Annotated in this window: 22 protein-coding genes and 1 pseudogene; 9 read left to right on the top strand and 14 right to left on the bottom strand. The window is 72.3% G+C overall.

What is annotated here, in order from left to right:
* Positions 1 to 109: 109 nt before the first annotated feature.
* Genes ACIA6T_RS03055 through ACIA6T_RS03035 form a run of 5 tightly spaced genes read right to left on the bottom strand, consistent with a single transcriptional unit; the run spans position 110 to position 4,308 of the window.
* Entirely contained in the window at positions 110 to 1,060 is a 951-nt protein-coding gene (locus tag ACIA6T_RS03055; RefSeq protein WP_399444790.1) for a VOC family protein, read from the bottom strand.
* The gene (locus ACIA6T_RS03050) at positions 1,041 to 2,156 is read right to left on the bottom strand and encodes a 4-oxalomesaconate tautomerase (protein WP_399444789.1); all 1,116 of its coding nucleotides are present in this window, start codon (positions 2,154 to 2,156) and stop codon (positions 1,041 to 1,043) included. The genes ACIA6T_RS03055 and ACIA6T_RS03050 overlap by 20 nt, the downstream gene beginning before the upstream one ends.
* A complete protein-coding gene (locus tag ACIA6T_RS03045) occupies positions 2,153 to 2,860 on the bottom strand; it encodes a 4-carboxy-4-hydroxy-2-oxoadipate aldolase/oxaloacetate decarboxylase (RefSeq protein WP_399444788.1) in 708 nt (235 codons plus the stop codon). The genes ACIA6T_RS03050 and ACIA6T_RS03045 overlap by 4 nt, the downstream gene beginning before the upstream one ends.
* Positions 2,857 to 3,609, bottom strand: a complete 753-nt coding sequence (locus ACIA6T_RS03040) for a PIG-L deacetylase family protein (protein WP_399444787.1) — start codon at positions 3,607 to 3,609, stop codon at positions 2,857 to 2,859. The genes ACIA6T_RS03045 and ACIA6T_RS03040 overlap by 4 nt, the downstream gene beginning before the upstream one ends.
* A 48-nt stretch (positions 3,610 to 3,657) precedes the next feature.
* Positions 3,658 to 4,308, bottom strand: a complete 651-nt coding sequence (locus ACIA6T_RS03035) for a GntR family transcriptional regulator (protein ID WP_399444786.1) — start codon at positions 4,306 to 4,308, stop codon at positions 3,658 to 3,660.
* Between the two features lie 188 nt (positions 4,309 to 4,496).
* Between ACIA6T_RS03035 and ACIA6T_RS03030 the strand changes: the two genes are divergently transcribed.
* On the top strand, positions 4,497 to 5,648 hold the full coding sequence (locus tag ACIA6T_RS03030) for a Gfo/Idh/MocA family protein (RefSeq protein ID WP_399444785.1): 1,152 nt from the start codon (positions 4,497 to 4,499) through the stop codon (positions 5,646 to 5,648).
* A gap of 203 nt (positions 5,649 to 5,851) precedes the next feature.
* Here ACIA6T_RS03030 and ACIA6T_RS03025 read toward each other — a convergent pair whose 3' ends face one another.
* From ACIA6T_RS03025 to ACIA6T_RS03010, 4 genes are all read right to left on the bottom strand, one after another.
* On the bottom strand, positions 5,852 to 6,475 hold the full coding sequence (locus ACIA6T_RS03025; RefSeq protein WP_399444784.1) for a GntR family transcriptional regulator: 624 nt from the start codon (positions 6,473 to 6,475) through the stop codon (positions 5,852 to 5,854).
* Between the two features lie 279 nt (positions 6,476 to 6,754).
* Complete coding sequence (sucB, locus tag ACIA6T_RS03020) at positions 6,755 to 8,566, bottom strand: 2-oxoglutarate dehydrogenase, E2 component, dihydrolipoamide succinyltransferase (RefSeq protein WP_399444783.1); 1,812 nt, start codon at positions 8,564 to 8,566, stop codon at positions 6,755 to 6,757.
* A gap of 62 nt (positions 8,567 to 8,628) precedes the next feature.
* Positions 8,629 to 10,017, bottom strand: coding sequence for a dihydrolipoyl dehydrogenase (gene lpdA / locus ACIA6T_RS03015; RefSeq protein ID WP_399444782.1), 1,389 nt, complete (start codon positions 10,015 to 10,017; stop codon positions 8,629 to 8,631).
* Between the two features lie 556 nt (positions 10,018 to 10,573).
* Positions 10,574 to 12,106 (bottom strand): leucyl aminopeptidase, encoded by a 1,533-nt coding sequence (locus ACIA6T_RS03010; RefSeq protein WP_399444781.1) that lies wholly within the window; start codon positions 12,104 to 12,106, stop codon positions 10,574 to 10,576.
* Between the two features lie 311 nt (positions 12,107 to 12,417).
* Here ACIA6T_RS03010 and ACIA6T_RS03005 point away from each other — a divergent pair.
* From ACIA6T_RS03005 to ACIA6T_RS02995, 3 genes and pseudogenes are all read left to right on the top strand, one after another.
* Positions 12,418 to 13,219 (top strand): annotated as a pseudogene (locus ACIA6T_RS03005) (endo alpha-1,4 polygalactosaminidase); the annotation flags it as partial.
* Between the two features lie 241 nt (positions 13,220 to 13,460).
* A complete protein-coding gene (gene ctaD, locus ACIA6T_RS03000; RefSeq protein WP_399444780.1) occupies positions 13,461 to 15,188 on the top strand; it encodes a cytochrome c oxidase subunit I in 1,728 nt (575 codons plus the stop codon).
* A 28-nt stretch (positions 15,189 to 15,216) separates the two neighbouring features.
* On the top strand, positions 15,217 to 15,555 hold the full coding sequence (locus tag ACIA6T_RS02995; RefSeq protein WP_399444779.1) for a hypothetical protein: 339 nt from the start codon (positions 15,217 to 15,219) through the stop codon (positions 15,553 to 15,555).
* Between the two features lie 24 nt (positions 15,556 to 15,579).
* Here ACIA6T_RS02995 and ACIA6T_RS02990 read toward each other — a convergent pair whose 3' ends face one another.
* Positions 15,580 to 16,380, bottom strand: coding sequence for an adenosylcobinamide-GDP ribazoletransferase (locus ACIA6T_RS02990; protein ID WP_399444778.1), 801 nt, complete (start codon positions 16,378 to 16,380; stop codon positions 15,580 to 15,582).
* A 60-nt stretch (positions 16,381 to 16,440) separates the two neighbouring features.
* Between ACIA6T_RS02990 and ACIA6T_RS02985 the strand changes: the two genes are divergently transcribed.
* Positions 16,441 to 17,202 carry a hypothetical protein gene (locus ACIA6T_RS02985; RefSeq protein WP_399444777.1) on the top strand — a complete coding sequence of 254 codons (762 nt, stop codon included), beginning with the start codon at positions 16,441 to 16,443 and terminating at the stop codon, positions 17,200 to 17,202.
* 26 nt (positions 17,203 to 17,228) lie between these two features.
* On the opposite strand, the gene cobT is transcribed toward ACIA6T_RS02985, so the two are convergent.
* Positions 17,229 to 18,308 (bottom strand): nicotinate-nucleotide--dimethylbenzimidazole phosphoribosyltransferase, encoded by a 1,080-nt coding sequence (cobT, locus tag ACIA6T_RS02980; protein ID WP_399444776.1) that lies wholly within the window; start codon positions 18,306 to 18,308, stop codon positions 17,229 to 17,231.
* A gap of 218 nt (positions 18,309 to 18,526) precedes the next feature.
* On the opposite strand from cobT, the gene ACIA6T_RS02975 reads away from it, so the two are divergent.
* Positions 18,527 to 19,570: a class I SAM-dependent methyltransferase gene (locus ACIA6T_RS02975; protein ID WP_399444775.1), complete on the top strand. Its 1,044-nt coding sequence runs from the start codon at positions 18,527 to 18,529 to the stop codon at positions 19,568 to 19,570.
* Between the two features lie 52 nt (positions 19,571 to 19,622).
* On the opposite strand, the gene ACIA6T_RS02970 is transcribed toward ACIA6T_RS02975, so the two are convergent.
* Complete coding sequence (locus tag ACIA6T_RS02970; RefSeq protein ID WP_399444773.1) at positions 19,623 to 20,822, bottom strand: bifunctional adenosylcobinamide kinase/adenosylcobinamide-phosphate guanylyltransferase; 1,200 nt, start codon at positions 20,820 to 20,822, stop codon at positions 19,623 to 19,625.
* A gap of 83 nt (positions 20,823 to 20,905) precedes the next feature.
* Here ACIA6T_RS02970 and ACIA6T_RS02965 point away from each other — a divergent pair, with 83 nt between their 5' ends.
* Positions 20,906 to 21,118 carry a hypothetical protein gene (locus tag ACIA6T_RS02965; protein ID WP_399444772.1) on the top strand — a complete coding sequence of 71 codons (213 nt, stop codon included), beginning with the start codon at positions 20,906 to 20,908 and terminating at the stop codon, positions 21,116 to 21,118.
* Positions 21,119 to 21,314: 196 nt separating this feature from the next.
* Here ACIA6T_RS02965 and ACIA6T_RS02960 read toward each other — a convergent pair whose 3' ends face one another.
* The gene (locus ACIA6T_RS02960) at positions 21,315 to 21,983 is read right to left on the bottom strand and encodes a class I SAM-dependent methyltransferase (RefSeq protein WP_399444771.1); all 669 of its coding nucleotides are present in this window, start codon (positions 21,981 to 21,983) and stop codon (positions 21,315 to 21,317) included.
* A 62-nt stretch (positions 21,984 to 22,045) separates the two neighbouring features.
* Positions 22,046 to 22,690, bottom strand: coding sequence for a DUF3043 domain-containing protein (locus tag ACIA6T_RS02955; protein ID WP_399444770.1), 645 nt, complete (start codon positions 22,688 to 22,690; stop codon positions 22,046 to 22,048).
* Positions 22,691 to 22,952: 262 nt separating this feature from the next.
* Between ACIA6T_RS02955 and ACIA6T_RS02950 the strand changes: the two genes are divergently transcribed.
* Both ACIA6T_RS02950 and ACIA6T_RS02945 read left to right on the top strand, forming a co-directional pair.
* The gene (locus ACIA6T_RS02950; protein WP_399444769.1) at positions 22,953 to 23,738 is read left to right on the top strand and encodes a PspA/IM30 family protein; all 786 of its coding nucleotides are present in this window, start codon (positions 22,953 to 22,955) and stop codon (positions 23,736 to 23,738) included.
* A gap of 20 nt (positions 23,739 to 23,758) precedes the next feature.
* A complete protein-coding gene (locus ACIA6T_RS02945; RefSeq protein ID WP_399444768.1) occupies positions 23,759 to 24,043 on the top strand; it encodes a hypothetical protein in 285 nt (94 codons plus the stop codon).
* Positions 24,044 to 24,168: the final 125 nt, after the last annotated feature.

Raw genomic sequence — 24,168 nt, 5'->3', positions numbered from 1 at the left:
CCCCCCCCCCCCCCCCCCCCCCCCCCCCCCCCCCCCCCCCCCCCCCCCCCCCCCCCCCCCCCCCCCCCCCCCCCCCCCCCCCCCCCCCCCCCCGGTGGTGCGGTCCTCGTCAGGCGGTCGGCGGTGTGCCGTGGGTGTGGAACGACGCGATGGTCTTCAGGCCCCAGGCCTGCCCCTTGGCCCGCTCCGCCTCGGTCCAGGTGATCAGCGGCCAGTCGGGGGCCAGCACCAGGCGGGTGAGCGGGTTGCACAGTTCGATGCGGTTGCCGCCCGGCTCGTAGACGTAGAGGAAGAACGTCTGCTGGATGGCGTGCTTGTGCGGGCCCGTCTCGATGAACACGCCGGTGTCGATGGCGAGGTCGGCGGCGCGCAGGATGTCCTCACGGGTGTCGGCCGCGAAGGCGATGTGGTGCAACCGCCCGGAGGAGCCGGTCCAGTCCTCGGTGTAGACGACGTCGTACGACTTGTCGGTGAAGGTCAGCCAACGGGCGGCGATCCTCCCGGAGTCGAGCCGGATCTGCTCGGTGGGCCGGGCGCCGAGGAGCTGTTCCTGGAACTCGGCGTTGGCGAGCACGTCGGCGGCGAGGAAGTTGATGTGGTCCAGGCGGCGGACGCCCACGCCCCGGTTGGGTCTGGCCTGCGGCTGGTTCTTCAGCGCCGGCTTCAGCTCGTCGGGGGCCCGGTAGTGCTCGCTCTCCCAGTACAGGGCGTGCTCGTGGCCGTCGGGGTCGGCGGTGAGGTAGAGCCTGCCGATGCCGGGCTCGTCCTCGACCCACTTCCCGGGCCGGCCCGCCGCCTCCAGGGCGGCCACCCGGCGCCGGAGGGCCTCCTCGCTGGAGGTGCGCAGCGCGAGCCGGCCGAGGCCGGGCCGTTCGCGGGCGGTGAGGACCAGGCTGTGGTGTTCGTAGTCGTCGTAGGTGCGCAGGTAGACGGTGTCGCCGTCCTGGCCGTTGACGGTCAGGCCGAGGTAGTCGGTGAAGAAGGCGACGCTGGCGTCCAGGTCGGGCGTGAAGAGCTGGGCGTGGCCGACATGGGCGATGTCACCGAGCGGCGGAGTCATGGGTGCCTCCAGGGCGTTGTGCGGGGATCGGTGCCGTCTCGGCGGACCGGGGGAAGACGGTGCCGTCGAAGATCTTGCGCGCGGTGCGTACGACGGCGGTGCGGCGGACCACGGCGGAGCCGGGGTCGACGTGGACGTCGACCTCCAGGAAGCCGGTGGGGTGTTCGACGCGTACCCGGTCGCCGGACCCGGGGAGCCGGGCGATCCCCTCCCCCACCCCGCCCGGGACGCGCAGTCCGGCCGCCACGCTCGCGGCGCCCAGGACGCCGATGGAGGTGTGGCAGCGCACCGGGATGAAGGTGCGGGTGCTGACCGCGCCGCCGTGCCGGGGCGGGGCGAGCAGGGTCAGTTTGGGCACGGTGGCGCCCTCGACGTCCCCGAGGCCCATCAGGTGCCCGGCGGCCAGCCGGATCTCCTTGAGGCGGTCGGCGAGGGTGACGTCCTCCTCCAGGTCCTTGGGCGTCTCGTACCCGGTGACCTTCAGCGCCACCGCCGGGATCAGCACCACCGGCATGCCGTTGTCGACGCAGGTCACCTCGGTGCCGGCGATCGTGTCGCGGACGTTGCCGGTGGGCAGCAGCGGGCTGTCGCCCTGCGGGAACTCGATGACGACCGGGGCGGCCGTGCCCGGCACACCGGATATCTCGGCGGTGCCGGTGTGGTCGACGCGCCCGCCCGGGGTCGGGAAGGTCGCGACCGCGCGTTCACCGGTGTTGAGCATGCGGATGCGTACGGACGTCTCGTCCTCCCCGGCCGGCACCAGCCCGCGCTCGACGGCGAACGGGCCCACTCCGGCGAGGATGTTGCCGCAGTTCTGCCGGTCGGTGACCTCGGGGGTGTCCACGGCGACCTGGAGGAACAGGTAGTCGACGTCCGCGTCCGGGTCGGCCGAGCGGGAGACCACGGCGACCTTGCTGGTCAGCGGGTGGGCTCCGCCCAGGCCGTCGATCTGGCGCGGGTCGGGGCTGCCCATGATCCGCAGCAGCAGGGCGTCGCGGGCGGCGGGATCGGCGGGCAGGTCGTCGGCGAGGAAGTAGCCGCCCTTGGAGGTGCCGCCGCGCATCAGCGTGCAGCGCACCCCGTCGGAGCCGGTCACGGCCGCTCCCCGGCCGTGTAGGCGTCGTACGACTGGTAGGTCACGCCCAGTTGCCTCAGCTTCTCGCGCAACCCGTAGCGTTCCAGGCCGAGTTGGCCCTCGATGAAGGCGGCGCGGGAGGCTGCCTCCTTGTTCTCCCGGGCCTCGGACGCCTCGGCCGTCTCCCGGGCCTGCTCGCGGGGGACGACCACCACGCCGTCGTCGTCGGCGACGATCACGTCACCGGGGCGGATGACCTGCCCGTCGACGGCGACCGGCACGTTCACCGAGCCGCCGGTGGCCTTGACCGTGCCCTGCGCGGAGACCGCCCGGGACCAGGCGGCGAAGCCCATCTCGCGCAGTTCCTGCGTGTCGCGGATGCCCGCGTTGATGATCAGGCCGCGCACACCGCGCCGTTGCAGCGCGGTGGCGAACAGTTCGCCGAACATGCCGTCGGTGGACGGGGAGGTGGTGGTGACGACCAGGATGTCGCCCTCGCCACACTGCTCCACCGCGGCGTGGATCATCAGGTTGTCGCCGGGCCAGGAGAGCACGGTGACCGCGGTGCCCGCGACCCGTACGCCCTGCTGGATCGGCCGTATCCCCGGTCCGAGCAGCCCGGTGCGGCCCATGGCCTCGCTGATCGTGGCCACGCCGTACCCGGCGAGCGCCTCGACGTCCTCGGACTCGGCCTTCGGGGGGTCGGTGACGACGACGCCGCTCATGCCAGCTCCTTCGCGATCTGCGGGTACGGGCGCATGAACGCCTCGGCCATGGTCCTGTGCGGCAGCCCCAGGTTGGGGCCCGCGTTGCGCTTGAGCTGGACGCCTCGGCGGACGGCCAGGTCGGTGTAGTAGTCCCACAGGTGCTGCTGGGCGCCGAGGCACTCCATGGCCGCGCGCTTGGTCTCCCACACCTCGGTGATGTCGAGCAGGACCTCCGGCCTGAAGCCGCTCATCTCGGGCTGGTGCGGCTCGAAGTAGAAGACGGGCGGGGCGCCGATGATCTCGCCCTCACCCGGGTAGCCGATGGCCTGGGCGAGGACGCGGGCCTCCAGGGCCATGCGGTTGGCGGCCGGGTGGTCGCCGTTGTACGGGTCCTCGACGGGGTGGGTGAGCACCACGTCGGGCTGGGTGGCGCGGTAGACCTCGACGAGCCGGTCGGTCAGTTCGGGGGTGGCGGTCAGCGGGTAGTCGCCGGCGTCGAAGAAGCGGACCTCGGCACCGAGGACGGCGGCGGCCTCCTCGGCCTCCGCCCGGCGTATCGCCTTGATCTCCTCCAGCTTCTTCCCCTCGCGCCAGGCCTTGGCCGACTCGCCGCGCTCGCCGAAGGTCAGGCACGCGATGGTGACCTTCTCCCCGCGCGAGGCCGCCAGGGCGATGGCGCCACCCGCCCGCCACACGAAGTCCCCCGCGTGCGCGGTGACGACGAGCGTCGAACGTGGGACGGCGGCGGGCGCGTTGGCATGCGTCATGACTGAAGATCTCCTTGGTGACAGGTGACGCCCGCCCCGGTGCGTGCGTCAGTCGCGCAGCGCCTCGATCACGCTGGTGAGGTGGGCGCGGACGGCCGCCTCGGCCGCCTGCGGGTCCCTGGCCGCGATCGTCTCGATCATGGCCAGATGCTCGTTCAGGGATTGCTGCGGACGCCCCGGTCGCAGCGCCAGCTGGAAGCGGTGCCGCACCAGTTGGGCGTTGAGCCGCTCCAGGAGTTCCACGGCCGTCAGCTGGCCGGAGAACTCCCGGATCCTGGCGTGGAGTTCGTGGTTGAGCTCCGAGTAGGTGAGCGGTTCACCGTCGGCCACGGCCTTGCGCATCGACGTGCCCAGGTCCTTGAGCTCGGCGACCTGTGCGTCGGTGACGGCGGCCGCCGCCTTCGCCGCGCAGAGACCTTCGAGGACCAGGCGGCATTCGGTGATGGCGACCGCTTCCTCCACGGTCACCACCCGCACCCGTGAACCACGGTTGCGGATCCGCTCCACGAGCCCCTGGGACTCCAGCTCTATCAGCGCGGCCCGGATGCTGGCCCGGGTCACGCCGAACTGCTCGGCGAGTTCGTTCTCCACCAGCCGCTGCGCCGGCGCCATCTCGCCGTGCAGGATCGCCTCCCGCAGCTGCCCGAGCGCAAGCTGTTTGGCCTGCTCCCCGGTGCCCGGACGGGCTTGGTTCGGCATGGTTGCCCTCCCTGAGTGAGTGCCTGTCGAACGTAAATCTAGCCAAACAAGATTGTCAACAATTTTGTTCGCCGTATTGCGGTGATCGCCTTCGGTGCGTGGATTGTCCTGTCAAAAGGTTGACATGACGCCAGGTGCCCGCAGAAGGTGAGCGGACAGGACACGGACCGGGCCGGAGAGAGGCTTTCATGGTGGACGCACTGGGTGTCGCCGTCGTCGGATTCGGCTGGATGGGGCGGGTGCACACCCAGGCGTACGCACGTGTGCGGCACCACTATCCGCAGCTCGCCCTCCGTCCTGAGCTGGTCACGGTCGCCGAGGAGGTGCCGGGCCGGGCCGAGGAGGCCGCCGAGCGGTTCGGGTTCGCCTCGACGACCCGCGACTGGCGGGAGGTGGCCGCCGATCCCCGGGTGCGGGCCGTCAGCATCACCGCCCCGAACTTCCTGCACCGCGAGATCGGTGTCGCGATGGCCGAGGCCGGCAAGCACATCTGGATCGAGAAGCCGGTGGGCCTGGGCGCGGACGACGCCCGCGCGGTCGCGGACGCGGTCTCCAAGGCCGGGGTCCAGGGGGCGGTCGGCTTCAACTACCGCAACGCGCCCGCCGTGGAGGCGGCCCGCGAGCTGATCGCCTCCGGCGGGATCGGCACGGTCACCCATGTCCGCGTCCGGCTCTTCAGCGACTACGCGGCCCATCCCGAGGGGGCGCTGACCTGGCGCTACGAGCGGGAGCGCGGGGGCAGCGGAGTGCTCGGCGACCTGGCCTCGCACGGCGTGGACCTGGCGCGTTTCCTGCTCGGTGACATCGCCTCGCTGACCGCGGACACCGCGGTCTTCCTGCCCCAGCGGGCCCGGCCCGTCGGTGCCACGGCCGGTCACTCCCGCGCGGCCGGCGGCGAGCTCGGCCCGGTGGAGAACGAGGACTACGTCAGCTGTCTGCTGCGGTTCGCATCCGGTGCGCGCGGGGTGCTGGAGGCGTGCCGGGTGTCGGTCGGCGAGCAGAACAACTACGGCTTCGAGGTGCACGGCACCCAGGGGGCGGTGTTCTGGGACTTCCGCCGGATGAACGAACTCGGCGTCAGCAGGGGGACCGGCTACCAGGACCAGCCCGTCAGCACGGTCCATGTCGGCCCGGGGCACGGGGAGTTCGGGGCGTTCCAGCCGGGGGCGGCGAACGCCATGGGGTACGACGACCTGAAGGTGATCGAGGCGTACCGGTTCCTGCGCTCCGTCGCGGAGGGGGTTCCGCACGGGGCTACTCTCGCCGACGCCGTGCACAGTGCGGCGGCGCTGGACGCGATGGCGCGGTCGGCGGAGAACGGGGCCTGGGTGGTGCTCTGACATTTCCTCGCCCCCGCCGCCCTTCCCTCCCCCACCGTCCTCAAGGGGCTCTGCCCCTTTGACCCCGGACGCGCGGGTGGGTGGTTGCTCGCGCAGTTCCCCGCGCCCCTGAAGGGGCGCGGGGAACTGCGCATGGGGGTCTGGGGGCGCAGCCCCCAGGGACGGGGAGGGAAGGGGCGGCGGGGGTGAAGAGACTCCCGGCGTCACGCCCGGGGCGCGCACCCCAGCACATGCGCCTTGACCAGCTCCGCGATCAACGGATCCCGCCGCCGAAACGCAGCCACCAGCTCCTCGTGCTCCTCCGCATAGGACTGCTGCACCGTCCCCAGCCACCGTATCGACAACGCCGTGAACACCTCGATCCCCAGCCCCTCCCACGTGTGCAGCAGCACCGAGTTCCCCGCCGCCCGCACCAGCTCCCGGTGGAACCCCACGGTGTGCCGCACCTGCGCCGTCCCGTCGGACAACCGGTCCGCCTCGTACAGCGCGGCGACATGCGGCTCCAGCGCCGAGCAGTCCTCCGCCAGCCGCCCCGCGGCCAGCTCCGCCGCGATCGCCTCGAGCCCGGCCCGTACCGGGTAGCTCTCCTCCAGGTCGGCGGCCGTGAGGTTCCGCACCCGCACGCCCTTGTTGGGCGCCGACTCGATCAGCCGCAGCGACTCCAGTTCGCGCAGCGCCTCCCGTACGGGCGTCTGGCTGACCTCCAGCTCGGTCGCGATCCGCCGCTCCACGATCCGCTCGCCCGGCTGCCAGCGTCCGCTGATGATCCCTTCCAGGATGTGCTCGCGGATCTGTTCGCGCAGCGAGTGGACGACGGGCGCGGTCATGAGGGGCTCCTTAGCGGGGCCCACGGGCCCCCGGGGGGCTTTGACGCTTAGACAATACGGCGGCGAGCCCGCCCGGGAGGGGCGCACGGGGGCGCTTTCGCCCAGGTGAGACGAGACTTACACGTTCCATACGCCGGTGCCCCCGCCCGGGAAGCCTCGAGAGCTTCCCCGACGGGGGCACCGTACGACCGTGTCGGCGACCGCGGATCAAGCGGTCACGGGATCACAGGCCGAGCTCGACCTCGTTGGGATCCCCGGCCCCTCGCGGGGCCGCCGGAACTACAGACCGAGCTCGACCTCGAACTCGCCCGCCTCCAGGATCGCCTTGACCGCCGTCAGGTAACGGGCCGCGTCGGCACCGTCCACCAGGCGGTGGTCGTAGGAGAGGGTCAGGTAGGTCATGTCGCGGACGCCGATGACCGTACCCTCCTCGGTCTCGATGACGGCCGGACGCTTGACCGTGGCACCGATGCCGAGGATCGCGACCTGGCCCGGGGGCACGATGATCGTGTCGAACAGCGCACCGCGCGAACCGGTGTTGGAGATGGTGAAGGTCGCGCCGGCCAGCTCGTCCGGGCTGATCTTGCTGGCCCGCACCTTGCCCGCCAGGTCGGCGGTCGCCTTGGCGATGCCGGCCAGGTTGAGGTCACCGGCGTTCTTGATGACCGGGGTCATCAGGCCCTTCTCGGAGTCCACCGCGATACCGATGTTCTCGGTGTCGAAGTAGGTGATGGTCCCCTCGGCCTCGTTGATCTTGGCGTTGACCGGCGCGTGCGCCTTCAGCGCCTGGGCCGCGGCCTTGACGAAGAACGGCATCGGGGAGAGCTTGACGCCCTCACGAGCCGCGAACGCGTCCTTGGCGCGGGCGCGCAGCTTCATCAGACGGGTGACGTCGACCTCGACCACCGAGGACAGCTGGGCCTGCTCGTGCAGGGCCTTGACCATGTTGTCGCCGATGACCTTGCGGATCCGCGGCATCTTCACGGTCTGGCCGCGCAGCGGGGAGGCCTCGAGGGTCGGGGCCTTCTTCGCGGCGGGCGCAGCAGCGGCGGCGGCCGGGGCCGGGGCGGCGGTGGCGGCCTTCGCGGCCTCGGCGGAGGCGATGACGTCCTGCTTGCGGATACGGCCGCCGACGCCGGTGCCCTTGACGGTGGACAGGTCGACGCCGTTCTCGGCGGCGAGCTTGCGCACCAGCGGGGTCACGTAGGCACCGTCGTCCGTCGCCTGGGCGGCGGCGGGGGCGGGGGCGGGGGCGGCGGCCGGGGCCGCGGGCGCCTGCGGGGCCGGAGCCGGAGCCGGAGCCGGGGCGGGAGCCGGAGCCGGAGCTGGCGCCGGGGCAGGAGCCGGGGCGGCCTGCTGCGGAGCCGGAGCAGCCGGGGCGGGAGCCGGAGCCGGGGCGGGCGCGGGCTGCGCCGGGGCCTCGGGGGCGGCCGGAGCCGGGGCCGGGGCGGCGGCCGGAGCGGCACCCGCCTCGCCGATGACGGCGAGCTTGGCGCCGACCTCGGCGGTCTCGTCCTCGCCGACCACGATCTCCAGCAGCGTGCCGGACGCGGGGGCGGGGATCTCGGTGTCGACCTTGTCCGTCGACACCTCCAGCAGCGGCTCGTCGGCCTCGACGGTGTCACCGACCGACTTCAGCCAGCGGGTGACGGTGCCCTCGGTGACGGACTCGCCGAGCGCGGGCAGGACCACGTCCGTGCCCTGGGCGGAGCCGCCGCCGGCCGCGGCCTCGGCGGTGGGCGCCGGGGCCGGGGCGGCCTGCTCGGCGGAGGGCTGGGCCTGCGGCTCCGGGGCGGGAGCCGGCGGGGCGGCCTGCTCGGCGGCCGGGGCCTGCTCGGCCGCAGGGGCGCCGGTGCCGTCGTCGATCAGCGCCAGCTCGGCGCCGACCTCGACCGTCTCGTCCTCGGCGACCTTGATGGAGGACAGCACGCCGGAGGCGGGGGCCGGGATCTCGGTGTCGACCTTGTCGGTCGAGACCTCGAGCAACGGCTCGTCGGCCTCGACGCGCTCACCCTCGGCCTTCAGCCACCGGGTGACAGTGCCCTCGGTGACGCTCTCGCCGAGCGCCGGAAGGGTTACGGAAACCGCCATGGTTTCGGTTGCTCCTTTAAAAGTGCGGAAGTCTGTGTCGTCGCGTCCGATGCCCGAGAGCGTCAGTCGTGGGAGTGGAGGGGCTTTCCGGCCAGCGCCAGGTGGGCCTCGCCCATCGCCTCGTTCTGCGTCGGGTGGGCGTGGATGAGCTGGGCCACCTCGGCCGGCAGCGCCTCCCAGTTGTAGATCAGCTGGGCCTCGCCGACCTGCTCGCCCATACGGTCGCCGACCATGTGGACGCCGACCACCGCACCGTCCTTGACCTGGACGAGCTTGATCTCGCCCGCGGTCTTCAGGATCTTGCTCTTGCCGTTGCCCGCCAGGTTGTACTTCAGGGCGACGACCTTGTCCGCACCGTAGATCTCCTTGGCCTTGGCCTCGGTGACACCGACGGAGGCGACCTCCGGGTGGCAGTACGTCACCCGCGGGACACCGTCGTAGTCGATCGGGACGGTCTTCAGACCGGCCAGACGCTCCGCCACCAGGATGCCCTCGGCGAAGCCGACGTGCGCGAGCTGGAGGGTCGGGACGAGGTCACCGACGGCGGAGATGGTGGGCACGTTGGTGCGCATGTACTCGTCGACCAGGACGTAGCCGCGGTCCATGGCGACGCCCTGCTCCTCGTAGCCCAGGCCCTGGGAGACCGGGCCGCGGCCGATGGCGACGAGCAGGACCTCGGCCTCGAACTCCTTGCCGTCGGCGAGGGTGACCTTGACGCCGTCCTGGGTGTACTCGGCCTTCTGGAAGAAGGTGCCCAGGTTGAACTTGATGCCCCGCTTGCGGAAGGCGCGCTCCAGCAGCTTGGAGCTGTTCTCGTCCTCGACCGGGACGAGGTGCTTGAGGCCCTCGACGATCGTGACGTCGGCGCCGAAGGACTTCCACGCGGAGGCGAACTCGACGCCGATGACGCCGCCGCCCAGGATGATCGCGGACTTCGGCACGCGGTCCAGGACGAGGGCGTGGTCGGAGGAGATGATCCGGTTGCCGTCGATGTCCAGGCCCGGCAGCGACTTCGGCACGGAGCCGGTCGCCAGCAGGACGTGGCGGCCCTGGACGCGCTGGCCGTTGACGTCGACGGAGGTGGGGGAGGACAGCCGGCCCTCACCCTCGATGTAGGTCACCTTGCGGGAGGCGACCAGACCCTGCAGGCCCTTGTACAGGCCGGCGATCACGTCGTCCTTGTACTTGTGCACGCCCGCCATGTCGACGCCCTCGAAGGTCGTCTTGATGCCGAACTGCTCGCTCTCGCGGGCCTGGTCGGCGATCTCGCCCGCGTGCAGCAGGGCCTTGGTGGGGATGCAGCCGTTGTGCAGGCAGGTGCCGCCGAGCTTGTTCTTCTCGATCAGGGCGACGTCCAGGCCCAGCTGCGCCCCGCGCAGGGCCGCGGCGTAGCCACCGCTTCCACCGCCGAGAATCACTAGGTCGAAAACGGTGCTGGCGTCGTTCGCCACGTCACGTCCTCCATGCATGTGCGCCACGCCGGTCTCCAGTGACCGGTCGGCGGCTGGTGTCCGGCCGCTCTATGTTCTCGGCCCTTGGATGGGGCCCTGTCCTGCCGAGCCCCATCTTCGCACTTGTGGAACCCGAACGAGACGCCGGGCCGTGGTGTGAGACACCCCACTTCTTCAAAAGGGGGGTTCCCCCTCGCCCCCCGGCCACCCGGTCCGGCGGCCCTTCTCCGCGCCCCTGATGGGGGTGCTGCCCCTGTGATTCCGTCGGTGCGGGTCGGTGGGTGTTGTTCGCGCGGTTCCCCGCGCCCCTGGAGGGGCGCGCCCCGGCTGGCGGTGCCTGCGGAAAAGGGGCCGGGCCGCAGCCAACCCAAAAAGGGGCGCGGGGAACCGCGCGATCGGCCACGACGGACCCGCAGCCGGAGGGGGAGGGGGCGACCGGTGGGCGGTGCCTGCGGAAAAGGGGCCGGGCCGCAGCCAACCCAAAAAGGGGCGCGGGGAACCGCGCGATCGGCCACGACGGACCCGCAGTCGCGCAACTCCCCGTACCCCCGGTTGATCAGGCGCCCTTGGGCAAGTTCCCCGCGGCCGCCAGCTCGGCAACCCGCACCAGCGTGCGGACCGCCGACCCCGTCCCGCCCTTCGGCGTGTACCCGAACGGCCCGCCCTCGTTGAACGCCGGCCCGGCGATGTCCAGGTGCGCCCAGGTGATCCCCTCACCCACGAACTCGCGCAGGAACAGCCCCGCGACCAGCCCGCCGCCCATCCGCTCACCCATGTTGGCGATGTCGGCGGTCGCGGAGTCCATCCCCTTGCGCAGGTGCTCCGGCAGCGGCATCGGCCACGCCGGCTCGCCGACCTCCTCCGCCGCCTCGTGCACCGCGGAGCGGAACGCGTCGTCGTTCGCCATGATCCCGAACGTCCGGCTGCCCAGCGCCAGCATCATCGCCCCGGTCAGCGTCGCGACGTCCACGATCGCGTCCGGCTTCTCCGCGGAGGCCGCCCACAGCGCGTCCGCGAGGACCAGTCGGCCCTCGGCGTCCGTGTTGAGCACCTCCACCGTCTTGCCGCTGTACATGCGCAGCACGTCACCCGGGCGCGTCGCCGAGCCGGACGGCATGTTCTCGGCCAGCGCCAGCCAGCCGGTCACGTTGACCTCAAGGCCGAGCCGCGCGGCGGCGACGACCGCGGCGAACACGGCGGCGGCACCGCTCATGTCGCACTTCATCGTCTCGTTGTGCCCGGCCGGCTTCAGCGAGATGCCGCCCGAGTCGTAGGTGATGCCCTTGCCGACCAGCGCGAGGTGCTTCTTCGCCTTGGACGAGGTGTACGACAGCTTCACCAGCCGCGGACCCGACGCCGACCCGGCGCCGACGCCCAGGATGCCGCCGTAACCGCCCTTGGTCAGGGCCTTCTCGTCGAGCACCTGCACCTTGATGCCGTGCTCCTTGGCCGCCGCCTGGGCGATGGCCGCGAACGCCTCGGGGTCGAGGTCGTTCGGGGGCATGTTGATCAGGTCGCGGGCGCGGTTCAGCTCCTCGGCGACGGCGGTGGCGCGCTCGACCGCGGCCTTGTACGCCTTGTCGCGGGGCTTGCCGCCGAGCAGCGCGGCCTCGGCGAGCGGCGCCTTGCCGTTCTTGCCGTTGTCCTTGTAGGCGTCGAAGGAGTACGCGCCCAGCAGCACGCCCTCGGCGACCGCGCCGGCGTCGGCGGCGTCCGTCAGGGGCAGGGCGAACACGGCCTTCTTGGAACCGGCGAGGGTACGGGCGGCCACACCGGCCGCCTTGCGCAGCGCCTCGGTGTCGTAGCCGGAGTCCTTCTCGGGCCGGGCGCCGAGGCCCACCGCCACCACGAGCGGCGCCTTGAAGCCGGCCGGCGCGGGGAGTTTCGTCACCTCGCCCTCGGCACCGGACGCGCCGAGGGTCTCCAGGACGCCGGAGAGCCCGCCGTCGTACGCCTGGTCCACGGCTTCGGCGCCCGGTGCGACGACGGGACCTCCCGGCTTTGACGCGGAGCCCTTGGCGACACCGATCACGATCGCGTCGGCCCGCAGGCCGGGGACCGCGGCGGTGCTGAGAGTGAGAGCAGTCACGGTGGTGAAATCTCGCTTCCGATGTGAAGTTGCTGTGGCCGAAGGATGTGGGTCGACCGGGCCCGGCAGCCGACCCTAGTTCCGACACACGGGCGCGGTGCCGTCGGGGTCGTCCCCGGGCGGCGAACACTCGGCACGAGCCTACGCGCGTGTGAGCGTTCGCTCACTCTCGCGGGCGTTCACCTCGTGGCGGCACCGCGGTCATCTCCCGGACCCCGCCGCCGCACCCGGGGCGACGACGATGATCCTTGAGGTTCCTGTGTACCGCCCGCGGTGCCGATCACACCGCCGCCCGTTCTGGGGACCGCCCGGTGAGACGACCCTTCCTCCTTCTTCCGCTGCTCGCCCTGCTGCTGGCGGCCTGTACGGCCGCTCCCGGACCCGGACCTGGCACCGACGCCGACGACGCAGGCCGGTGACCGCTGGCGGCCCCGGCCCGGCACCGACCGGCAGTGGCAGCTCAGCGGACGGCTCGACACCTCCGTCGACGTCCCCGTCCACGACATCGACGGCTTCGACCACTCGGAGGAGACGGTCACGAGACTGCACCGCGACGGCCGGAAGGTCATCTGTCACCTCTCCACCGGCGCCTGGGAGGACTTCCGCCCGGACGCGGACGACTTCCCCGAGTCGGTGATCGGCCCCGGCAACGGCTGGGAGGGCGAGCACTGGCTCGACATCCGCCGTACCGACGTACTGGAGCCGCTCATGGCCGAGCGCCTCGACATGTGCCGGGAGAAGGGCTTCGACGCGGTGGAGCCGGACAACATGGGCGGCTACCGCAACCGCAGCGGGTTCCCGCTCACCGCCGACGACCAGCTCCGCTACGACCGGCTGATCGCCCGGCTCGCCCACGAGCGGGGTGTGGCCGTCGGCCTGAAGAACGACCTCGACCAGATCCCCGAACCGGTCGACGACTTCGACTTCGCGGTCAACGAACAGTGCGTCCGGTACGGCGAGTGCGCGGAACCGACCCCGTTCGTCGAGGCGGACAAGGCCGTCTTCCACGTCGAGTACGAGCTGACCACCGACCGCTTCTGCGCCGACTCCCGCCGGCTGGGGCTGAGCTCCCTCCTCAAGGAGTACGAACCGGACGCATGGCGTCAGGCCTGCTGGGACCGAGTCCCGTCACCGATCAGGCTAGCGGCGTGGAAGGCGGGCCCACAGGGGGACGGGAAGATCGTTTCAGCCCGGTGACATGACGGCGGGCGCGGCGGCCACCGGCACGGAAGTTCGACGTCACCCGAATGCCGAGTGGAAAGCGCGCCACGGCGTCCGACTTCGGACAAAGCCGGGAACCATCCCGTCATGCTGCCTTGGGAACTCCCCCCGAGCTCGTAGGAGGACGTGGACAGTGGCGGACAAGAGCACGGTGGGCTCACTCGACGAGGAGATCTACGAGGACGAGCTGCCGGTACGGCGCAGGCATCCCGGCAATGTCGTGGTGAAGTGGCTGACGACCACGGACCACAAGACGATCGGCACGCTGTATCTCTGCACCTCGTTCGGGTTCTTCGTGCTGGGCGGGATCCTGGCGCTGGTGATGCGCGCCGAACTGGCCCGGCCGGGCCTGCAGGTCGTCTCGAACGAGCAGTACAACCAGTCGTTCACGATGCACGGCGCGATCATGCTGCTGATGTTCGCGACGCCGCTGTTCGCCGGTTTCGCGAACTGGATCATGCCGCTGCAGATCGGCGCGCCGGACGTGGCGTTCCCGCGGCTGAACATGTTCGCCTACTGGCTGTACCTGTTCGGCTCGCTGGTCGCGGTCTCCGGCTTCGGCACCCCCAACGGGGCGGCCGACTTCGGCTGGTTCGCCTACACCCCGCTGTCGACCGAGGCCTATTCGTCGAACATCGGCGACGATCTGTGGATCATGGGTCTGGCCTTCTCCGGCTTCGGCACCATCCTCGGCGCGGTCAACTTCATCACCACGATCATCTGCATGCGCGCACCCGGTATGACGATGTTCCGCATGCCGATCTTCACCTGGAACGTGCTGCTGACCGGTGTGCTGGTCCTGCTCGCCTTCCCGGTGCTGGCCGCGGCGCTGTTCGCCCTGGAGGCGGACCGCAAGTTCGGGGCGCACATCTTCGACGCGGCCAACGGCGGGCCGATCCTGTGGCAGCACCTGTTCTGGTTCTTCGGCCATCCCGAGGTGTACATCATCGCGCTGCCGTTCTTCGGCATCGTCAGTGAGATCATCCCGGTCTTCTCCCGCAAGCCGATCTTCGGCTACATGGGTCTGGTCGGCGCGACCATCGCGATCACGGGTCTGTCGGTGACCGTGTGGGCGCACCACATGTTCGCGACCGGTGCTGTTCTGTTGCCCTTCTTCTCCTTCATGTCCTTCCTGATCGCGGTGCCGACCGGGGTGAAGTTCTTCAACTGGATCGGCACCATGTGGAAGGGGTCCTTGAGTTTCGAGACCCCGATGCTGTGGGCGCTGGGTTTCCTCGTCACCTTCCTCTTCGGGGGCCTGACCGGCGTCCTGCTGGCCTCGCCGCCGCTGGACTTCCACGTCACGGACTCGTACTTCGTGGTGGCGCACTTCCACTACGTGGTCTTCGGCACCGTGGTGTTCGCGATGTTCGCCGGTTTCCACTTCTGGTGGCCGAAGTTCACCGGCAAGATGCTCGACGAGCGCCTGGGCAAGATCACCTTCTGGACGCTGTTCGTCGGCTTCCACGGCACGTTCCTGGTCCAGCACTGGCTGGGCGCGGAGGGCATGCCGCGCCGCTACGCCGACTACCTGGCCGCGGACGGCTTCACCGCCCTGAACACGGTCTCGACGATCGCCTCGTTCCTGCTGGGCATGTCGATGCTGCCGTTCTTCTACAACATCTGGAAGACGGCCAGGTACGGCAAGCCGGTCGGCGTCGACGACCCCTGGGGTTACGGCCGCTCCCTGGAGTGGGCGACCTCCTGCCCGCCCCCGCGGCACAACTTCCTCACCCTGCCGAGGGTCCGCAGCGAGTCCCCGGCGTTCGACCTGCACCACCCGGACATCGCCGCACTCGACGACAGCGAGAACCGTCCCCGGACCTCCGTGACCGTGGCCCCCGGCGACAAGCAGCGATGAGAACACGGCCCGGAACGTGGAGGAGCGTGTGAACCCCCGTCAGGACAGCGCCCTCGGCCTGGCCCGGCTCGAAGGCCACCTCCTGTGGGCCGCCGAGGTCGAGGAGGCCCGGCGGCAGGCCGACCGGTTCGCCGGGGAACTGCCGTGGCTGACGACCGCGCAGCGCGAAGAGGTGGAACGCGTGTACCGGGCCGACCGGATCGCCGTCTCCCGGGCCACACTGGTGCGGATCCGCGACCGGGCGGCCGAGCTGCGCACCGAGTACGAGGCCCGCTACCGGCGGCTGAGGGCGCGCTGCGTCGCCCTGGCGGTCGTGGCGGGGGCGAGCGGCGTGGCCACGGCGATCGCCGCGTTCCTCGTCCGGTGACGACGGCCCGGTCCCGAGGCGGTCTCAGCCCAGTGACATGACGACGAGCGCGGTCGTCGCCGCCGTCTCCGCGAGCCCGCCGAACACATCGCCGGTGACCCCGCCGAACCGGCGGACACAGTGCCGCAGCAGCAGTTCGGCGACGGCGACGGCCAGGACCACCGCGAGTACGGCGCGCAGGACGTCGTACGTCCCCAGGGGCGCGCCCCCGACCGCCGCGAGCCCGGCGACCGCGAGCGCGACGCCCACCGCGCCCGCCACCGGCACCACCCCGGCGACCGCCGCGCCCAGCCCCTCCGGGCGGGCGGGCGGCACGCCGGTGCGGGCGGCCAGGGTGAGCGCCAGCCGCGCCACGACCGCCGACACGGCGGCGGCGAACGCACCCCGCGCCCAGTCATGGCCGTACGCCTGCGCCAGCGCGGCCACCTGGGCCAGCAGCACGAGGACGAGCGTGAGCACTCCGAACGGGCCGATGTCCGACCGCTTCATGATCCGCAGCGCGTCCTCGGCGGGCTTGGCGCTGCCGAGCCCGTCCGCGGTGTCGGCGAGCCCGTCGAGGTGCAGACCGCGGGTCAGGGCGGCCGGTACGGCGACGGTGGCGACGGCGGCGAGCAGCGCGCCCGCGCCGAGGAACAGCAGCAGCAGCCCTGTGGCGGCGGCCAGGGCGCCGACCACCAGGCCGGCCGCCGGGGCGCACAGCATTCCGGCGCGCGCGGCCGGCCGGTCCCAGCGGGGGACCCGGACCGGGAGCACGGTGAGGGTGCCGAAGGCGAAGCGGAGGCCGTCGGCGACGGAGGCGGGGGAGGGGGAGGGGGGTGCGGGCACCGGCGCAGATTACCCGGCGGTCACCGGGGCGTCCGCGGCCGCTGTGGATAAAGTGCCCATATGGGACATTGGCTGGATCGGAACATCATCGAGCCGGGCAAGCTTCCGCTGCTCCTCGCGCTCGCCGCCTTCGTCCTGACCTTTGTGATCACCCGGATCATCACCCGTCTGATCCGGGCCGGGAAGGGGCCCTTCGGCAATGTCACGGCGGGTGAACTGCACATCCACCACGTCGTGCCCGGTGTCGTCCTCACGGTCGTCGGCGGCTTCGGCTCGGTGGCGAGCGGAGAGGAGGGGCTGGGCTCCGCCTTCGCCGCGGTGCTGTTCGGCATCGGCGCGGGGCTGGTCCTGGACGAGTTCGCGCTCATCCTGCACCTCGACGACGTGTACTGGACCGAGGCGGGGCGCAAGAGCGTCGAGGCGGTCGTGCTGACCGCCGCGCTGGTCGGGCTGCTGCTGGCGGGGTTCGTGCCGTTCGGTGTCAACGACCTGTCCCAGGAGGAGCTCCAGAACCGCGCGGGTGTCGCCGCGAGCGTGGGGGTGAACTTCCTGTTCGCGCTGATCGCCCTGAGCAAGGGGAAGGCGCGCGTCGCCGTCTTCGGTGTGGTCATTCCGGCGGTCGCCGTAGTCGGGTCGCTGCGGCTGGCCCGGCCGGGGTCGCCGTGGGCCCGGCGCTTCTACCGGCGCCGGCCGCGTGCCCGGGCCCGCGCGATCCTGCGTGCCTACCACCACGACCGCCGCTGGTCCGGCCCCCGCCGGGCCGTCGAGAACTGGCTCGGCGGCACACCGGACCCCACACCGCGCCCCTTGGAACGGGGCTGACCTGAAGTCCTCTCGCGCCCGCCCTGTCACTCCGCCGGAGCCGCCGGAGCCTCCGGCTTCGCCGGAACCTCCGGCAGTTCCGCCGCCAGGGCCGCCGCCGCCTGGACCAGGGGGAGTGCCAGCAGACCGCCCGCGCCCTCCCCGACCGTGACACCGTGCGACAGCACAGGGTCCAGCGCCATCCGGTCCAGCGCCTTCGCCTGTCCCGGTTCGCCGCTGTCGTGCGCCGCGAGCCACCAGTCCGGTGCCCGGAACGCCACCCGCTGCGCCACCAGCGCACACGCCGCCGTCACCACGCCGTCCAGCACGACCGGCAGTTTCCGCACCGCCGCCTGCAGCAGGAACCCCGTCATCGCGGTCAGGTCGGCCCCGCCGACCGTCCCCAGCAACCGCAACTGATCACCCAGCACCGGCCGCGCCCGCCGCAACGCGTCCCGGATCGCCGCGCACTTGCGCATCCACGCCAGGTCGTCGATCGCCAGCCCGCCGCGCCCGGTCACCACCGACGCGTCCGTCCCGCACAGCGCGGCCACCAGCACGCCCGCCACCGTGGTCCCGCCCACGCTCACATCGCCGAGCACCACCAGATCCGTACCGGAGTCGGCCTCCTCGTCGGCCACGGCCATCCCCGCGCGGAAGGCCGCCTCCGTCTCCTCCGGGGTCAGCGCGTCCTCGATGTCGACGCGCCCGCTGCCCCGCCGTACCCGGTGGCGTACGACGTCCTCGGGCAGTGATTCCGGATCGCAGTCCAGGGACATGTCGACCACCCGCACCGGCACGCCCTGCCGCCGGGCGAGCACGGACACCGGACGGCCGCCCTCCAGCACCTCCCGCACCAGTTCCACGGCGCTGCCCGCGGCCCGCGCGGAGACACCCAGCCCGGCGATCCCGTGATCACCGGCGAACAGCACGACCCGCGGCCGTTCGATCGGCCGCACCGGCACCGCGGACTGCGCCGCCGCCAGCCACTCACCCAGGTCGTCCAGGCGGCCCAGCGATCCGGGCGGCACGATCTGGCGCTCCCGGCGCGCCTCCGCGTCACGGCGCACCCCGCCGTCCGGACGCTCGATCAGATCGGTGAAGTCGTCGAGATTAAGCGAGCTCATTCGCCGAACAGTACCGGCCCCCGTCGAACGCGACGGCGCACCGGTCGGCCTCGCGTGCGGGGCCTCACCCCCACCACGCCACCCCGGCGCCGTTCCACCCCGTGACGCCCTCCCGTCCGTAACGTTTTGCCGTGGATTGCCGGACATCCCTCCGTCCGTCCCACCCGTCCCTGTACGTCGCCCCCGAGTGCCGTACGCCCTCACGCCGGGAGCCGCCCATGTCCGCAACCGACCCAGCCCGCGCGATCCCCGCCTCCCACGGCTCCGCCCGGGTGCACGAGCCGCGCCGCGGGGACTGCCCCTGGTGCGGCTCCGCACGGCTGCGCAACCGGCTGAGAACGGGCGATCTGCGCCGGCACCGGCCGGGCCTGTTCACCGTCGACGAGTGCCGGGACTGCGGCCACACCTTCCAGAACCCCCGCCTCACCGCCGAGGGCCTCGCCTTCTACCGGCGGACCGTGCGCGGCGCCCCCCGCGACCCCGCCACCGAACGCGTCCTCGCCCTGCACGCCGTCCGGCACCGCCACCGGGGCGCGGCCCGCGCGATGCTCCCCTTCGGCGAACCGGAGAGCTGGCTGGACGTCGGCACCGGACTCGCCCGCTTCCCGCTGACCGCGCGGGAGTTCTTCCCGTACACCGCCTTCGACGGCACCGACCTCACCGCGCGCGTCGAGAGGGCCCGTACGCTCGGCCGCGTCGAGGAGGCCCACATCGGGTCGCTGACCGACCCGCGGGTCCTGGCCCGGCTGGCCGGCCGCTACGACATCGTCAGCCTGCTGCACCACCTGGAACACACCACCGACCCCCGCGCGGAGCTCCACGCGGCCCTCGACGCCCTGCGTCCCGGCGGCCACCTGCTCATCGAGACCCTGGACCCGCGCTGCGCCTTCGCCGCCCTGTTCGGCCGCTGGTGGCTGCCCTACGACCAGCCCCGCCGGCCGCACCTGCTGCCCCAGCGCAACCTCCGCGCGGAGCTCGAGGAACGCGGCTGCGTCATCGTCACCGCCGGGCACCGCGCCGCGCACGTACCGCACGACCTGGCCGGCCTGACCGCCCTGGCCCTCTCCCACGCGCTGCCCGCCCCGGACACCCCCTGGCGTGCCGTCCCGCCGACCCCGTTCCAGCAGCACCTGCGCGCGGTGCTGCTCCGCGCGGGCACCCCGCTGGTGGTCGCGGCGGCGATGACGGATTTGGCCCTCGCGCCCGTGGTGCGGCACACCCCGTTCGCCAACGCCTACCGGATCATCGCGCGGAAGCCGTAGCTGTAGCTGTAGCCGTAGCCGTAGCCGTAGCCGTAGCACCGCGCCCGAGGGCTCATCCCCGCAGGACGACCGCCTGCCCCGCCACCACCAGCAGCACCTGCTCGCACTCCCGCGCGAACGCCGCGTTCAGCCGCCCGAGTTCGTCCCGGTACCGGCGGCCGGACGCGGTCGCGGGCACGATGCCCGAGCCGACCTCGTTGGACACGGCGACCACCGTCCGCCGTGTCCCGCGCACCGCGTCCGTCAGCTCCCGCATCCGGTCCCGCAGCGCCCGTTCCCCGCCGTCCGCCCACTCCGCGTCGTCCCACGCCCCCACGGCGTCCATCGCGTCCGTCAGCCACAGCGACAGACAGTCGATCAGCAGCGGCGGCCCGTCGTCCTTCAGCGGCGGCACCAGGTCGCACGTCTCGACGGTCCGCCACGACCCCGGCCGCCGCTCCTGATGCGCCGACACCCGCGCCGCCCACTCCGTGTCGCCGTTGCGCGACCCGCCGGTCGCCACGTACAGCACCTCCGGGAACGACTCCAGCCGCCGCTCGGCCTCCACCGACTTGCCCGAGCGCGCCCCGCCCAGCACCAGCGTCCGCCGCGGTACGTCGGGCACGTCCTCGTAGGCGCCCACCTCCAGCGTGGTCCCGTCCGGCACGGCGCGCGCCCCGGCCGCCGCGAGCCGGCGCCGCGACTCCGCGCCCGGCGGCACGTCGTGGTCCAGGTGGACGGCGACGACATCCGTGGCCGGGCCCACCGCCCCCGCCTCCCGCAGCCTCGCCAGCGCGTCCGGCCGCCCCACGACGTCCAGCAGCACCATGGCGTACGGCTCGGCCGGCCCCTCGAGACCGGCCGGCGCCCCGCCCGGCGGCAGGTACAGCAGCCGCTGCCCGTCCGGGCCGGTCACCGCGTACCCGGTGCCGGGCGCGTCCAGCGCCACCGCCCGCACCCGATGCCCCGTCAGCAGCGCCAACTCCCGCCCGTCCGGCACCCGTCCCGGCTGCGGCAGCCCGGCCGGCACCTCGAGGGCGGGGCCGTCGTGCGGGTGTGACAACAGCACCTGGCGTACGCCGCCCAGCGAGCGCCCCGCGCGGGCGGCCGCGAACGCGGTGCCCGGCGTGAGGTCGAGCAGCAGCGCCCCGTCCACGAGCAGCGAGGTGGCCGCCCGCGCGTCCACGCCGAGCGCGGACGCGCACGCGGCGCAGGGACAGTCGGGGCGGGGCAGTCCCGCCGGGGCACCGGTGCCGAGCAGAGTCAGTTCCACGCCCCGATTCTCACCTGCCCCCACGGTGACTGCCCGTCCGACTAGGCTTGGGTCCGGTGTGATCACACTCTTGGGAGGCGTACATGGCGGCATGGACGTGGCGGTTCGAGAAGACCGACGGGACGCAGGTCGAACCCGCGGTGCCGCCGGAGGAGTTCTCCACGCAGGGGGACGCCGAGTCCTGGATCGGGGAGCACTGGAAGGCGCTGGTGGAGGGTGGTGCGGATCAGGTGCGGCTGCTGGAGGACACCACGGAGATCTACGGCCCGATGAGCCTCCACGCGGAAGAGGCGTGAACCCGGACGTGCGGGTGAGCGGGTAGTTGCCCGCGCCCACGCGGCGGAGCCGCGTGCCGGCACGACCCCGCGCCCCTTCAGGGGCGCGGGGGACTGCGCGAAGGGGGTCTGGGGGCGAAGCCCCCAGGGACGGGAAGGGAAGGGGCGGCGGGGGCGAGAAGAAACGCGGTGCCCCCGCCCGTCCGGGGCCGAGGTATCAGCCCCGGACCCCGCACAGGTGCAGCAGCGCCGCCACCCCCCGGTAGGGATCCGTGCGGCCGGCCCGGTCCTCGAGGGCGAGCAGGGCGTCCAGGTCGTCCGGGACCGCCGCGTCGTCCGCCGCCGTGTCCGTGAAGACCCGCACGCCGTACCAGGTGTGCAGCGGTGCCCCGATCCCCGCGAGCGTCGCCGTCAGCCGCTTCAGCCGGTACGACTCCGTGTCGAAGGCCGCCAGCGCCTCCGCCCAGTCGCCGCACAGGCCCGCCCGCATCGCCGGCGCGTCGCCGTTGCGCACCAGCAGGGACAGCAGTCCGCCGGGCGCCAGCATCCGGGCCAGCGCCGCCAGCAGCGCGTCCGGCTCCTCGACGTACATGAGCACGCCATGACAGAGCACCACGTCGAAGCTGCCCGGCAGGAAATGCACACCGGTGGCCCCGGCGTCGCCCTCGACGATCCGCATCCGCTCCCGGATGCCCTCCGGTTCCCCGGCGAGGGCCTCCCGCGCGGCGGCGATCATCGCCGCGTCCTGTTCGACGCCGGTCACCTGATGGCCGGCGCGGGCGAGCCAGAGCGCCTGCGCGCCCCGGCCCATGCCGACGTCGAGCACCCGCAGTCGTCGTCCGACCGCGAAGCGCCCCGCTATCTGTTCCTCCAGCTGGCGGGCCACCAGCTCCTGCCGGACGACGTCACGCAGCCCGGAGAGTCCACTGAGCCCGCTGAGCGTGGCGCTCAGGGCCGCTCCCCGCGCTTGACCTGGGGCTTGGGCAGCCGCAGCCGGCGCATCTGGAGCGAACGCATCAGCGCGTAGGCCACCGCGCCGCGCCGGCGGTCGTCGGGGAAGCGCTCCGCCAGCCGCTTCTTCAGCCGGAACCCGGTCACGATCGAGTCGAGGACGATCATCACGATCACCACGAGCCACAGCAGCAGCGCGACGTTCTGCAGCTGCGGCACCTGGATCATGCTCAGCACCAGGATGATCACGGCCATCGGCAGGAAGTACTCCGCGATGTTGAACCGCGAGTCCACGAAGTCACGCGCGAACCGGCGCACCGGCCCCTTGTCGCGGGCGGGCAGATAGCGCTCGTCGCCGCTGGCCAGCGCCTGGCGCTGACGCTCCATCGCGGCACGGCGCTCCTCGCGCTGCCGCTTGGCGGCGTCCTTGCGCGACATCGACGTGTTGGCGACGCTGCGGCGCTGGCTCTGGGCCTGGCTGCGCTTGGGCGTGGGACGGCCCTTCGGGGCCTCCGGGTGACGGGTCTGCTGGGAGTCGGTCAGCGTCGCCTTGTCGGCGGCGGATGCCTTCTCTTCCTTGGCGCGGCTACGGAACACAAAACCCAAGGGTACGGGGTGCCCGGGGTTGGACCCCAGCCCCATGGGGAACGATCCGGCAACACCGGACGTCTCCAAAAGGACAGAGGGGGACGTTGTGCGGGTCTCCGGGTGGTCCGGCCGGCCGGCCCCGGGGATCACCTACTCCCTACGCCGGATCGGGAGGGTGGTCAGTCGTCCTTGGGGATGAGCGCATCCGTCCCCGAACAGTGCGGTAATGGATGTGGGGCCCGTACTGTGGGTTCTGTCGCAGGTGCTGGAGCTGGAGTCGGTCAGAAGGGGGCGCGCGAAGCCCATGAGCGGTGTCATGAAGCGTATGGGGATGATCTTCCGCGCGAAGGCGAACAAGGCCCTTGACCGGGCCGAGGACCCGCGCGAGACCCTCGATTACTCGTACCAGAAGCAGCTGGAGCTGCTCCAGAAGGTCCGCCGCGGTGTCGCCGACGTGGCCACCTCGCGCAAGCGCCTGGAGCTCCAGCTCAACCAGTTGCAGTCCCAGTCGGGCAAGCTGGAGGACCAGGGCCGCAAGGCGCTCGCGCTCGGCCGCGAGGACCTGGCCCGTGAGGCCCTCTCCCGCCGCGCCGCGCTCCAGCAGCAGGTGACGGACCTGGAGACGCAGCACGCCACGCTGCAGGGCGAGGAGGAGAAGCTCACCCTCGCGGCCCAGCGCCTCCAGGCCAAGGTGGACGCCTTCCGCACCAAGAAGGAGACCATCAAGGCCACGTACACCGCCGCCCAGGCGCAGACCCGGATCGGCGAGGCCTTCTCCGGCATCTCCGAGGAGATGGGCGACGTCGGGATGGCGATCCAGCGGGCCGAGGACAAGACCGCCCAGCTCCAGGCGCGGGCCGGCGCGATCGACGAACTGCTCGCCTCCGGCGCCCTCGACGACCAGTCCGGCATGCACAAGGACGACATCCAGGCCGAGCTGGACCGGCTCTCCGGTGGTACGGATGTGGAGCTGGAACTGCAGCGCATGAAGGCCGAGCTGGCCGGTGGCTCCACGGGCGGACAGCAGGCCATCGAAGGCGGAAACGGCCAGCAGCAGGACCGGCAGCAGACGCAGGACACTCCGCGCTTCGACAAGCAGTAGCCCACGCCGAGGAGGGCGACATGATCGTACGGATCATGGGGGAGGGACAGGTGACGCTGGCCGAGAGCCGGCTCGCCGAGCTGGACAAGCTGGACGAGGAACTGCTCGCCGAGATGGAGAACGGCGACGGGCCGGGCTTCCGCGCGACCTTGCAGGCGCTGCTGGCCAAGGTCCACGAACTCGGGGAGCCCTTGCCGGACGACTCCCTGCAGCCCTCCGACCTGATCCTCCCGTCCCCCGACGCGACACTCGAGGAGGTCCAGAACCTCCTGAGCGACGAAGGCCTGATCCCGGGCACGACGTAGACGCAACCGCGAGCAGTCACGCCGCAGCGTCACCGCCGTCACTGCGGGCCGTCGTGCCGCAGCGCCGCCGCCGTCACTGCGGCCAGTCGCGCCGCAGCATCGTGCCGTCACTGCGGGCAATCGTG

The sequence above is a fragment of the Streptomyces sp. NPDC051740 genome (genome assembly GCF_044453165.1).
Taxonomy (GTDB): Bacteria; Actinomycetota; Actinomycetes; order Streptomycetales; family Streptomycetaceae; genus Streptomyces; species Streptomyces atrovirens.
Note: the sequence above shows the minus strand (reverse complement) of the source record. Positions and strands in the feature narration are given on the sequence as shown.

Bases quoted from the DNA above. Each gene is read 5' to 3' on its own strand.
- ACIA6T_RS03055 (WP_399444790.1), bottom strand. From the start codon at position 1,060: ATGACTCCGCCGCTCGGTGACATCGCCCATGTCGGCCACGCCCAGCTC.
- ACIA6T_RS03045 (WP_399444788.1), bottom strand. From the start codon at position 2,860: ATGAGCGGCGTCGTCGTCACCGACCCCCCGAAGGCCGAGTCCGAGGAC.
- ACIA6T_RS03040 (WP_399444787.1), bottom strand. From the start codon at position 3,609: ATGACGCATGCCAACGCGCCCGCCGCCGTCCCACGTTCGACGCTCGTC.
- ACIA6T_RS03035 (WP_399444786.1), bottom strand. From the start codon at position 4,308: ATGCCGAACCAAGCCCGTCCGGGCACCGGGGAGCAGGCCAAACAGCTT.
- ACIA6T_RS03030 (WP_399444785.1), top strand. From the start codon at position 4,497: ATGGTGGACGCACTGGGTGTCGCCGTCGTCGGATTCGGCTGGATGGGG.
- ACIA6T_RS03025 (WP_399444784.1), bottom strand. From the start codon at position 6,475: ATGACCGCGCCCGTCGTCCACTCGCTGCGCGAACAGATCCGCGAGCAC.
- sucB (WP_399444783.1), bottom strand. From the start codon at position 8,566: ATGGCGGTTTCCGTAACCCTTCCGGCGCTCGGCGAGAGCGTCACCGAG.
- ACIA6T_RS02985 (WP_399444777.1), top strand. From the start codon at position 16,441: ATGGGACATTGGCTGGATCGGAACATCATCGAGCCGGGCAAGCTTCCG.
- cobT (WP_399444776.1), bottom strand. From the start codon at position 18,308: ATGAGCTCGCTTAATCTCGACGACTTCACCGATCTGATCGAGCGTCCG.
- ACIA6T_RS02975 (WP_399444775.1), top strand. From the start codon at position 18,527: ATGTCCGCAACCGACCCAGCCCGCGCGATCCCCGCCTCCCACGGCTCC.
- ACIA6T_RS02965 (WP_399444772.1), top strand. From the start codon at position 20,906: ATGGCGGCATGGACGTGGCGGTTCGAGAAGACCGACGGGACGCAGGTC.
- ACIA6T_RS02955 (WP_399444770.1), bottom strand. From the start codon at position 22,690: ATGGGGCTGGGGTCCAACCCCGGGCACCCCGTACCCTTGGGTTTTGTG.
- ACIA6T_RS02950 (WP_399444769.1), top strand. From the start codon at position 22,953: ATGAAGCGTATGGGGATGATCTTCCGCGCGAAGGCGAACAAGGCCCTT.
- ACIA6T_RS02945 (WP_399444768.1), top strand. From the start codon at position 23,759: ATGATCGTACGGATCATGGGGGAGGGACAGGTGACGCTGGCCGAGAGC.